Raw genomic sequence first — 12,320 nt, 5'->3', positions numbered from 1 at the left:
GATTTTCTACGATTTCAAAAATTTCATTCATCTTAACTATTTTTTTTTTGTCCTATCAGCATTCTAGTATCAAAGCATCGAGGGTATAACTAACCATTTTCCATATAACGTTTTAGTGGCTTGCCCATAACTCGTATATCGGAGAAGGTTTGTTTCACTTTGTCTATTTTCAAATATATTAAAATTTTCTTACAAATCATCAAAAGGGCTTTTAAATTAATTCTACAAAAAAAACGTTCCTTTTCAGGAACGCTTTAATATGGTAAATCAAAAAATTATTGTTTATCCACCCATTTTCTGGCATTGACAAAAGCTTCATGCCAAGGCGAAACTTCATCGTCTCTATCTTTTGGATAATGTGCCCAGTTCCATTGAAATGTAGAGCGCTCAATGTGTGGCATCATTACTAAATGTCGTCCTGTTTTGTCGCAAAGCATGGCCGTATTGTAATCCGATCCGTTTGGATTAGCAGGATAACCTTCATAGGCATATTTAGAAACAATAGTATAATTTTCTTCCCCCATTGGCAAGTTAAATTTTCCTTCGCCATGCGAAACCCAAACTCCAAGCGTACTTCCTGCTAATGAAGAAAGCATCACTGAATTGTTTTCCTGTATAGTCACTGATGTAAAAATACTTTCGTGTTTATGACTTTCGTTGTGTAGCATTTTTCCGTGTACGTCATGCTCCGGATTAATGACTTCCAGTTCCATGAACAATTGACAACCGTTGCAGATTCCAACAGACAAGGTGTCGTCTCTTTTGAAGAAATTGTCTAAAGCTGTTTTTGCCTTTTCATTGTATAAAAATGCTCCCGCCCAACCTTTGGCAGAACCTAAAACATCTGAATTAGAGAATCCACCAACAGCTCCAATGAACTGAATGTCTTCCAAATTTTCACGACCTGAAATTAAATCGGTCATGTGAACATCTTTTACATCAAAACCGGCTAGGTACATGGAATTTGCCATTTCGCGTTCCGAATTACTTCCTTTTTCACGGATAATAGCTGCTTTAGGACGCGGTTTAGAAGCATCAATTACAGGTTTTTTTCCTGTAAAATGTGCAGGGAAAGTATAGTGTAACGCTTGATTTTTATAATTATCAAAACGCGCTTGAGCCATTCCGTTCTTCGATTGTTTTTGGTCTAATAAAAAAGAAGTTTTGAACCAAATATCTCTGTATTTAGCGATGTCGAAAGTCAAAGTTTCAAGAGAAGAACTGATTATTTCCAGTTTGGCTTCCTCTCCTTCCGGCAGGGCTGGGGAGGGGATTCCTAATTTATAGAAAGAAACGGTATTTTCTTTTAATTTGGATTCCACTTCAGCATCCGATTTTGCTTGGAAAACAATTCCGATATTTTCAGCAAAAAGATATTTGATGATGTCTTTTTCTTCGAATCCCGAAGCTTCGGGAGAGAAATCTATTTTAGCTCCCAAATTCACATCGGCAAAACACATTTCTAATAAAGTCGTAATCAAACCACCACTTCCAATATCGTGTCCTGCAAGAATATTGTTTTCTAAAATTAATTCTTGAATGGTATTGAACGCTCTTTTGAAAAATGCAGCGTCTTTAATCGTTGATACTTCTTGTCCAATAGTGTTCAACGTTTGTGCAAACGAAGAACCGCCTAATTTGAAATCATCTTGTGATAAATTAATGTAATAAATAGAACCGCCATCTCTTTGTAAAACAGGCTCTACTACTTTTCTAATATCGGTACAATTTCCACCTGCTGAAATAATCACCGTTCCCGGCGCAATTACTTCTTCATTTGGATATTTTTGTTTCATAGAAAGAGAATCTTTTCCGGTTGGAATATTGATTCCCAATTCGATTGCAAAATCCGAACAGGCTTGAACAGCTGCGTATAAACGGGCGTCTTCGCCTTCGTTTTTACACGCCCACATCCAGTTTGCCGAAAGTGAAATTCCGTCTAATCCGTCTTTTATTGGTGCCCAAACAATGTTTGATAAAGATTCAGCAATGGCAGTTCTTGTTCCTGCCACCGGATCAATTAATGAAGCAATAGGCGAGTGCCCAATCGAAGTGGCAACTCCTTCTATTCCTTGATAATCCAAGGCCATTACGCCACAATTATTCAAAGGCAATTGCAAGGGTCCGGCATTTTGTTGTTTGGCAACTTTACCACCTACACAACGGTCTACTTTATTGGTCAACCAGTCTTTACAAGCTACGGCCTCCAATTGAAGTACCTGCTCTAAATAGGTTGAAATGTTTTTCTTGTCGTAACTTAAATCAGTATACTTTCTTTGAATTGTTTTGTCTGTCATAACCACTTTTGGAGAACTTCCAAAAAAGTCTTCTAAAGCGAAATCCATTGGTTTAGCTCTTGTTGATTTTGATTGGAAAGTAAAACGGTGATCTCCAGTTACGTCACCCACTTGGTACATTGGAGAACGTTCCCGATCGGCAATTTTTTGCAATAAATCGATGTTTTCCTTTGCAATAACCAATCCCATTCTTTCCTGAGATTCGTTACCAATGATTTCTTTTGCCGAAAGGGTAGGATCTCCCACAGGCAATTTGTCTAAATCAATTAATCCGCCAGTTTCTTCCACTAATTCCGAAAGGCAGTTTAAATGTCCGCCAGCACCGTGATCGTGAATCGAAACAATTGGATTAATATCGCTTTCTACCAAACCACGAATGGCATTGGCAGCACGTTTTTGCATTTCTGGGTTCGAACGTTGGATGGCGTTCAACTCAATTCCTGAACTGAAAGCTCCGGTATCTGCTGAAGAAACTGCAGCTCCACCCATTCCAATTCTATAATTTTCACCACCAAGGATAACAATTTTATCGCCTGTTTGTGGTTTTTTCTTAATCGCTTGATCTAATTTTCCGTACCCAATTCCGCCCGCTTGCATAATTACTTTGTCGTACCCTAATTTTCGACCCGTCACACTGAGCGTATCGAAGTGCTCGTGTTCGAAAGTCAGGATAGAACCTGTAATTAACGGTTGTCCAAATTTATTCCCAAAATCAGAAGCTCCGTTGGACGCTTTGATCAAAATATCCATTGGCGTTTGATACAACCATTTTCTTTCGGCCATACCATTTTCCCAAGGTCTACTGCCCTGAGCGGAGTCGAATGGGGCTTCTAAACGAGAGTAGGAAGTCATGTAAACTGCAGTTCCTGCCATTGGCAACGAACCTTGTCCACCTGCTAAACGGTCCCGGATTTCTCCACCAGAACCAGTTGCAGCTCCGTTAAAAGGCTCTACCGTTGTTGGGAAATTATGTGTTTCTGCTTTTAATGAAATAACCGAATCAAATTCTTTTACTTCATAAAAATCAGGTTTATCAGCGCTTTTTGGAGCAAATTGTTGTACCCGAGGCCCTTTTACAAAAGCAACGTTATCTTTGTAAGCCGAGACAATATCGTTCGGATTTTCTTGGGATGTTTTCTTGATTAATTTGAATAAAGAAGATTCTTTTTCTTCCCCGTCAATGATGAATTTTCCATTGAAAATCTTGTGACGACAGTGTTCTGAATTGGCTTGTGAAAAACCAAAAATCTCAGAATCTGTTAGTTTTCGCCCTAATTTAAGCGCTAGATTATCTAAATATGCTACTTCTTCCGGACTCAAAGACAATCCTTCTTGTTTGTTGTAAGCAGCAATATCATCGATGTCCAAAATAGCTTCCGGAAGTACATTAATAGTAAAAATATCTTGATTCAATTCGCTGTACTTTTGCGAAAGCATCGGGTCAAAATCAGAAAAATCAGCGGTCGCTTTATGAAATTCCTCGATTCTAATGATGCCGGATATTCCCATGTTTTGGGTGATTTCCACAGCATTAGTACTCCAAGGGGTTATCATTGTGGCGCGAGGACCAACAAAAAAATCCGTCAGTACGGATTTTTCGATTTTATTTGAATTGGCAAAAAGCCAGTTGAGTCTTGAAATGTCTTGAGCTGACATTCCGACTTCGCTCAATGCGTTTTGCGTATGTACGGCATAAACAGTCTTGCTTTGGTTTTCAAAGAAATGGATCATTGTTATGTAGTTTGTTGTATTGCGGTGCAAATTTAGTCAATTAAGATTAAATTTGGAGTAAAAAAAAAGCGGCAATTTGCCGCTTTGTTAATTAGTTGATTATTAATTTCTTGAGGAATGAATTGGAATCAATAGTCACTCGAACCAAGTACGTTCCTTTTACACTATTTGGCAGCGTAATTTCTGATTTGGTGCTGTTTTCGTCGCTGTAAATTTTCTGACCAATTATAGAATAAATTTCGATAGCATACCTTTTATTCGAATTATTGATAGAGAAAGTTCCATTGGATGGATTTGGATAGAGGGCAATATCATTTATATCTAAAGCCACACTGGTTTTTGGTGTTTTTTCAATCGTACGACTTCCTAAATTGTTACACGTATCTGATGTAAAGGAATCCCATTGGGTTGTTTTATTAAAAGTAGTTGTTGGTGCCGTAACGGTAGCTTTTCTCCTCAGGGTTTGATCTGCCGCAAAGTTTGCAGTTCCACCGTTAAAAGTTCCAATGATATCAATTAAGACGCCATTTTTGAATAAACCTACAGCATCATTCCCATTAAAAGTCATTTCAGTTGCTGATGTAGAAAGGTTTGCTGAGCTTGTAGGATAACAACTAGACGCCATTAAACTATTTACGATTGTGAATTTACTGCCGGTATTCAAAGTCCCTGTTAGGGCTAATCCTGTACTCCAGGCACCGGAACCATTCGTTTGTTTTTTGATGCTATAAATCGATAAGCTGATCGCGGCGCCAGTTGCGTTCGAAATTTCCAAAGCTTTATTGCTTGAAGAGCCTTCAATATATTCTGAAAATAATAAATCTGTTGCAGTTGAACCACTTGCTGCAGCAGTTGTCACATTCACCGTGTTACTTGGGCCAGAGATATTTCCTGCAGCATCTTTAGCTTTTACAAAGAAAGAGTAGGCAGTAGAAGCGGTTAGCCCAGTGATAGTGGTTGTTGTTCCGGTTGTGGTTGTTTTTAAAGCACTGTTCATATACACATTATAGCCAGTTACTCCACTATTATCAGAGGAAGCCGTCCAGTTTAATGAAACGGAATTTGATGTTGTTCCGCTAGCAACTAAATTCGTTGGAGTAGTTGGGGCTTGTGCATCAGCGCTTGGGTTCCAAATTGCCTGTACATACTCAGGATGATCAATATAAGGATTCCTATTGTTTTGAGAATTATAAATGGCATTGTTGCGATCAATTTCTCTAGTGCTGACAGGATCTTGGTTGTGCCAAGTAATCAATACGTTTAAAAAAGCGGTCGTGAACACTTGATTACTCGATCCATTGAACATTGCATAGGAATAACCAGCAACTGTATTTTCATAACGGGTGGCAAAATAAAAATACATTCGGGCAATATCGCCTTTGAATTCATTGATAGGTTCAAAAATAGGTCCTGAATAACCAGAAGTTGTACTCGTTCCAAGTTTACTTCCGTTTAAGGAAGTCCAAGATGCTGAAGTCACCGGTCCGTGCGGATAATTAGAACGCTGACCGTTTACTTTTCCGTCTGTGGGTGTGATGAAATGGGCATCTGAAACCATTGGGGCTGCAGAACCAAAAGTAGATTGCGGAATGATGTGTTCTCTATTGTAACAATCTCCTTCTACACTATAAGTGCCACATCTTTGGGTTGTTCCGGCGGAGTAGTTATAAGGGTCTGTTCCGGCAGGATTTTCAGAATACATGTCTAAAATTGTGGCGTCATTTTCAAAGTAATAATCCCTATCCGAGGTTTGATATATGGTGTATAAACCGCCATATCCGTTATCCGTATGCCCTTTGATGACGTTGTATAATTGTGTTTTGAGTGTGTAGCCAGTTCCTGTGGCGGTGTTGTAATAACCACTTGGTATTTGGGCTATCGTTGCTGTGACGAACAGTAATAATAATGCAGAGTAGATTTTTTTCATATGTAGATAATATTTGTTTTTTATAGGAATATGGTATCGCTAGATCTTCATTGGTGTTTGAGACAGCTTCTGTCATGGCGATTTCATAATTTAAATTTGTTTTGGTTATTGGGGTTAGTCTCAGGCTTCCAAATGGGAAAATACTGAAGACTCACAAATTTATAACATTTAGGATGGTATATGTTATGAAATTATGAAGGTATTTGCATTTTTATTAACATAATTAGTAACATTTGAAGTACAACAGGTTGCATTTTTTTTAGAAAAATAAACAGGAAACCTGTAGCGCTAAGTTGTAAAGGAGCTAAAAATTTTCTTTTTATGTATAAAACAAGTCTAAAATGAAACAAAAAAAGCGGCAATAAATGCCGCTTTAAAAGAAATGGTTCGTGCTTAAATTAGTTTACAATTAGTTTTTTAGTAACTGATTTAGAATCGTTGGTTATTTTAATTAAATAAACTCCTTTTTGAAGATTGTTAACCGCTGCAGAAGAACTGTTGGTATACTCTTTTTCAAAAACTTTTTGTCTTAATACTGAAAATACTTGAACCGAGTATTTTTCATTTGAATTATTGAAATTTATTTTGATATTTCCATTGGATGGATTGGGATAGATATTAAATTCATTAGAATTAAAATCAACATTAGATAAAGTTGCTAATGAATGACTACCAATTCCATCACAAGTATTACTAGCGAAAGAATCCCACTCAGCAGTTTTATTAAAAGTAGTGTTAGGTACTGAAATACTTGGTTTTCTTCGTAATGTAACATTTTCTCCAAACATCACTGTTCCTCCATTAAATGCTCCTATAATATCAATTAATACTCCATTTTTAAATAATCCCATCGGATCATTTCCGTTGAAAGCTTCCTGAGATGAGGATAGATTGGCATTTGCTGCTGTGTAACAGGTTGTTGCTATTCCTGGATCTACTAACACAAACACAGTACCAGTATTTAAAGTCCCGGTTAAATTAAGTCCAGCAGTCCATGTTCCAGCTCCATTTGATTGTTTTCTAATAGAGTAGCCTGTCAAGTCAACTGTTGCTCCAGTAAAGTTGGCAATTTCTAACGCTTTGTTAAAACTGCTTCCTTCAACGTATTCTGAAAAGAATAACTCTGTAGCTCCCGATCCACCTGTTGGGGTGGCTTTAGTTGTTCCAGCGACTGTTGCGCTTGCTAAAGATGAGTTCCTCTCATCATCTCTTGTAATTACATAAAAGGTGTAGCTTGTAGAAGCTAATAAACCAGAAACAGTCGCAGTAAGTCCGGTATGAGTAGATTTTAAACTGCCATCAAGGTACACATCATAACCGGTAACACCCACATTATCTGTAGCTGCTGTCCATGTTAAAGTAGCCGAGTTTGATGTGGTACTAGTTACTGTCAAATTTGTTGCAGCTGTTGGAGATTCTGTATCGGCAGGTTGTGTAGTCCAAACTGATGCTACATAACTTGGATTGTCAATGTAAGGATTTCTATTGTTCTGGCGCGCATAAATAGCGTTGTTACGGGCAATTTCTCTGGCACTTACCGGATCTTGATTGTGCCAAGCCAGCAGTTGATTTAAAAATGCGGTGGTAAATACTTTACTAGTTGAATTGTTGAACATTGGGTAATTGTATCCGGCAACTGTATTTTCATAACGAGTAGCAAAATAGAAATACATACGGGCAATATCCCCTTTGAATTCATCTATTGGTTCAAAAACAGGACCTGTATACCCTGCTGTTGTACTGGCTCCAAGTTTACTTCCGTTAAGGGTAGTTTGAGTAGCGGTTGCTACTACAGAATGCGGATAATTAGATCGGATTCCATTTACTTCTCCGTCAGTAGGCGTTATGAAATGCGCATCAGAAACCATTGGTAAGGCTTCGCTGAATATAGATTGCGGTATAATGTGTTCTCGATTGTAACAATCTCCTTCTTTTGCGTAACCACTGCTTCCGCATCGTTGCGTAGTTGCAATAGTGTATGTGTATGGATCAGCTCCGGCAGGATTTTCAGAGTACATATCTAAAACTGTTCCGTCCTTTTCAAAGAAATTATCAATATCGGAAGTTTCATAAGTTACATATAATTCTGCATACGTTTTTACTGTATGGTCTTTGATGATGTTGTATAATTGAGTTTTCAACGTGTAGCCCGTTCCTGTGGCATTGGTATAATATCCTGCTGGCGCTTGCGCAAAACCTGCCGTGAAAAGAAATAAAAAGAGAAGTGAGTAGATTTGTTTCATAGTCTGATAATAGATTAAATTGGTTTTAAAATAAATTGGATATTCCAGTTAAATTTTTGATAAAACTACTCTTTAAATCGGTGTATCAGGTTACTAAATAGTTAATTATAGGATGCGTTTTGTCTTAGTTTGTGTTGTCATTCAAAGTTGTTTATTTTGGGAATACTTTGTTTTGATATGCGCCTAAATCGGGGGGTAAACTTCTGGTGTTTCCTGTAATATCTAACGGAATCAGGTATGTCGTATTCCCTTTTGCGAAAGCAGCCGAAGTTTCGTTAATATTAAATTTGTTCTGTACTATATTAAAGAATTTTGGATCCTTGTTCAAAAGGATCGCATTGTAATGTGCCGTATCCGTACTGAATTGATAATCAGGATTCGTTGCAAATTGATTCGATGTGTTATCAAATTTAATCAGGCAATTATTAAATTGGTATTCAAAAGTGGCTCCCGTTTTCTTGTTTAAACTCATTTCGTTTGAATAGGAACCGTAAATAATGCAGTTGTTAAAAGTAGCTGCGGTTAAATCTTTCACTTCTGGAATTGCTCCCAAAATATAATTACTTACCAAAACCGCCACTTGTTGCGAACTGTTCCAGTTGTTATTGAATGTGGAATGTGTAAAGGAATAATTTCCGCCATAGGTGCAGGCTAAACTGGCTAATCCGGCATTATTAATAACTACGTTTTTTCCATTTATTTTTGCGGTCTGCGCCAAAATTCCAAAGGTACTGCTGTTGTAAATTTGAGTGTTTTTGATAGAAACCGTACTGCCATCATTATTTTGAATCAATAATCCGATAGTGGCATTTTTAATCGTCAGGTGATTCAATGTGTTATTAGTACTGCCATCAGTAAGCCAAATGGTTCCCCATTGTCCCGGAACATCCGAAAAATTAGTTTCTAAACGATCGCCTTCAAAAATAACTTCGTTTTCCAGTTTATCCGTAATAGATACTGTTCCATTAATATTAATGGAGGCTTTATTGGCTACAATAAGCCCAGAATTAGCATGGAAATGAACTCGGGTTCCCGCCTCAAAAGTGGCCGTTTTATTCGAAGGAATCGCTGCATAGCCATAAATCACATAGGGTTTGTCATTCGAAAACTGTAACTCATTTCCATTTATAGGATCGTTTTCATCCAGATAAAAACCATCTATTTTTTGATCTCCAATAGGTAATGTTTCAGTGGTTCCATCAGCAAAACGGGATGGATACAAGAAAATAGCGTCTTGAATTAGCGTTACCAGTTCCACATTTTGAAGGTTTTCGCCACTGTCAAACTGAATTTGATCGGTGTATAAAAAATCGCTTGGGTTAGCATCAGCGATATTAGCAGTTGTTTCGATGAAAATATACAAACTGTCTTTGGCTAAAAGGGTCACATTGTTGAAAATTTTACCGTTCGTTCCTTGCATTCCGTCAACGGTCATTCGGTATTTAGAACTTAATCCTTTTCCTAATTTAATACTAGGAATGCTGATGTCATTTTTACTTTTGTTGAATACTTTGAGTCGGTACGTGCTGGAACCAATGTTTGAGAAAACAGTGTCGAGATAAATTGTATCCTTAGAAAATGTTAAATCACCGGTGCTGGCTACGGTCTCAAAATCAGATCGGCAGGAACAAATGGAGAATACTATTCCAATAAAAAGCAGGACTATTTTGGCACGCATCTAGTTGTATTTTTTGTAAAAATAAGAAAAATCTATTTCGAAATCAGAATAACAATTGTAATTACTATTTTGTGACTTATCTTTTATTTAATTTTACATTTTTAAAGCCAATAATATGACATTCGATAAAGAAAAAATACTTCAATATTGCAATCACGTGTCTAAAAACACCTTAATGCAAACATTGAATATTGAATATACTGATGCAGGAGAAGATTTTTTAGTAGCCACAATGCCCGTTAATCCATCCGTACATCAGCCAATGGGATTGTTGCATGGTGGTGCTTCAGTAGCTTTAGCAGAGAGTGTGGGCAGTGCCGCTTCTATGCTGTATGTGAATTCTGAGCTAAGTGAAGTGCGCGGAATCGAGATTTCAGCCAATCATTTGAAAGCAAAGCGGGACGGAATTGTAACGGCAACAGCTCGAATCGTGCACAAAGGGCGAAGCATTCATCTTTGGGAAATACGAATTACGGATGAAAATAATACCTTAATATCGCTTTGTAAATTGACTAATATGATTTTGCCAAAAAGAAAAAGCGAAAACAAATAATGGAAGCAATTATAGCTAAAGCCAAAAAACAGTTTCAGGAAAAACTACCTTTTGTTTTGTATTGTAAGCCTGATTCAGCAGAGGTAATTGGTTTTTTTCAACAAAATGATACGGTATTTTCAGCTGTTGATTTTACCGAAAAAGGGTTTGTTTTTGCCTCTTTTGATGGAGCAAAAACGCATTTGATTCCTGAAAATGAATCGGAAATGGTGCGGGTTACTTTGGAAAAAAAAGAAAATGCTATTTCTAAAAATGAATTTACGATTGTAGATGCCTTGGCTAAAAATAATTTTGAAGCTTTAGTTTTCAAAGGGATTCAGTCCATAAAGAATAACGAATGTAATAAAGTAGTGCTTTCCAGAAAAGAAACCGTTGAAATAGCAGATTTTGATTTGGTTTCCACTTTCGAAAAATTAGTACAGCTTTATCCTTCTACTTTTGTGTATTGTTTTTATCATCCAAAAATTGGAACTTGGTTGGGCGCTACACCGGAGCAATTACTGAAAGCAACTGAAGCCGTTTTTGAAACGATTTCTTTGGCGGGAACGCAGAAAGATTTGGGTTTATCCGAAATTACTTGGCACAAAAAAGAAAAAGAAGAACAGCAGTTTGTAACGGATTATATTGTTTCAAAACTGGAAAGTGTGGCTTCCAGAGTTTTGGTGACGGAGCCGTACAGCGTCAAAGCGGGAAGTATCTGGCATATAAAAACAGATATTTCTGGACGTTTAAATTCTGATTCCAGCTTGCAAAAAGTAATTCAGTTATTGCATCCCACACCTGCCGTTTGTGGATTGCCAAAAGAAAGTGCTAAGACTTTTATTCTAGAAAACGAGCAGTACGACAGGAGTTTTTACACCGGTTTTCTGGGGGAATTAAACAGCAGTTTCACGACCAATACCGTAAGTTCTGATTTGTTTGTAAATTTGCGGTGCATGCAAATTGATTTTGATTCGAATCTCGCATTGACTAGCGCATATTTGTATATGGGTTGTGGCATCACAAAAGATAGCGTCCCTGAAAAAGAGTGGGAGGAAAGCGTCCATAAATCAATGACAATGAAAAAAGTATTGTAAATAATAGAGAGAAGGCGTGTTCGTATAACTTCTAATAAAATAAACAGAAAATAATGAAATTAGATATATTGGCTTTTGGTGCTCATCCTGATGATGTAGAGTTGGGTTGTGCGGGAACCATTTTAAAAGAAATATCCTTAGGGAAAACCGTTGGAATTATTGATTTGACACGTGGTGAATTAGGGACTCGCGGTTCCGCTGATATCAGAGATCAGGAGGCGAATGCTGCTGCAAAAATACTGGGTGTTTCAGTGCGTGAGAATTTAAAAATGCGGGATGGCTTTTTTGTCAATGACGAAAAACACCAATTAGAAATTATACAAATGATTCGCAAGTACCAGCCGGAAATTATTTTGTGCAATGCTATTGATGACCGCCATATTGATCATGCAAAAGGAAGTGAATTGGTGTCTGATGCTTGTTTTTTATCCGGGTTGATCAAGATAGAAACTTCATTAGCAGGCGAAAAGCAAGCGCCTTGGCGGCCAAAAATTGTCTACCATTACATTCAATGGAAAAATATAGAGCCGGATTTTGTAGTCGACATTACAGGTTTTACCGATAAAAAAATTGAAGCAATTTTAGCCTACAGTTCCCAGTTTTATGATGCCAACTCAAAGGAACCGGAATCCCCAATAACAAGCAAAAACTTTCTGGAAAGCCTGAATTATCGCTCCAGAGATTTAGGAAGGATTGCAGGACTGGATCATGCAGAAGGTTTTACGACTGAAAGATATTTGGCAGTCAGTAGCTTAGCAGATTTGATCTAATTTTCATGTAATTTTTTGAAATAAATATTTGCAGAAATAAACTTA

General features: G+C 37.4%; 7 protein-coding genes. 3 read left to right on the top strand and 4 right to left on the bottom strand.

Annotated elements, in window-relative coordinates; genetic code table 11:
- Nucleotides 1-275: 275 nt before the first annotated feature.
- The 4 genes from purL to EKM00_RS05105 all read right to left on the bottom strand — a co-directional run bounded on the left by purL (nt 276) and on the right by EKM00_RS05105 (nt 9,876).
- Nucleotides 276-4,028, bottom strand: coding sequence for a phosphoribosylformylglycinamidine synthase (gene purL / locus EKM00_RS05120; protein ID WP_126515478.1), 3,753 nt, complete (start codon nt 4,026-4,028; stop codon nt 276-278).
- Between the two features lie 91 nt (nt 4,029-4,119).
- On the bottom strand, nt 4,120-5,955 hold the full coding sequence (locus EKM00_RS05115) for an endonuclease (RefSeq protein WP_126515477.1): 1,836 nt from the start codon (nt 5,953-5,955) through the stop codon (nt 4,120-4,122).
- A 398-nt stretch (nt 5,956-6,353) separates the two neighbouring features.
- Nucleotides 6,354-8,198 carry an endonuclease gene (locus EKM00_RS05110; protein WP_126515476.1) on the bottom strand — a complete coding sequence of 615 codons (1,845 nt, stop codon included), beginning with the start codon at nt 8,196-8,198 and terminating at the stop codon, nt 6,354-6,356.
- 151 nt (nt 8,199-8,349) lie between these two features.
- Nucleotides 8,350-9,876, bottom strand: a complete 1,527-nt coding sequence (locus EKM00_RS05105; protein ID WP_126515475.1) for a hypothetical protein — start codon at nt 9,874-9,876, stop codon at nt 8,350-8,352.
- A 115-nt stretch (nt 9,877-9,991) separates the two neighbouring features.
- Between EKM00_RS05105 and EKM00_RS05100 the strand changes: the two genes are divergently transcribed.
- The 3 genes from EKM00_RS05100 to bshB1 are packed head-to-tail and all read left to right on the top strand — an operon-like array spanning nt 9,992 to nt 12,275.
- Nucleotides 9,992-10,429 (top strand): PaaI family thioesterase, encoded by a 438-nt coding sequence (locus tag EKM00_RS05100; protein WP_126515474.1) that lies wholly within the window; start codon nt 9,992-9,994, stop codon nt 10,427-10,429.
- Nucleotides 10,429-11,505 carry a chorismate-binding protein gene (locus EKM00_RS05095; RefSeq protein ID WP_126515473.1) on the top strand — a complete coding sequence of 359 codons (1,077 nt, stop codon included), beginning with the start codon at nt 10,429-10,431 and terminating at the stop codon, nt 11,503-11,505. The genes EKM00_RS05100 and EKM00_RS05095 overlap by 1 nt, the downstream gene beginning before the upstream one ends.
- A gap of 53 nt (nt 11,506-11,558) precedes the next feature.
- The gene (gene bshB1, locus EKM00_RS05090) at nt 11,559-12,275 is read left to right on the top strand and encodes a bacillithiol biosynthesis deacetylase BshB1 (protein ID WP_126515472.1); all 717 of its coding nucleotides are present in this window, start codon (nt 11,559-11,561) and stop codon (nt 12,273-12,275) included.
- Nucleotides 12,276-12,320: the final 45 nt, after the last annotated feature.

Source organism: Flavobacterium sp. RSP15, assembly GCF_003968755.1.
Taxonomy (GTDB): Bacteria; Bacteroidota; Bacteroidia; order Flavobacteriales; family Flavobacteriaceae; genus Flavobacterium.
This window is presented reverse-complemented; position numbering and strand designations above follow the sequence as displayed.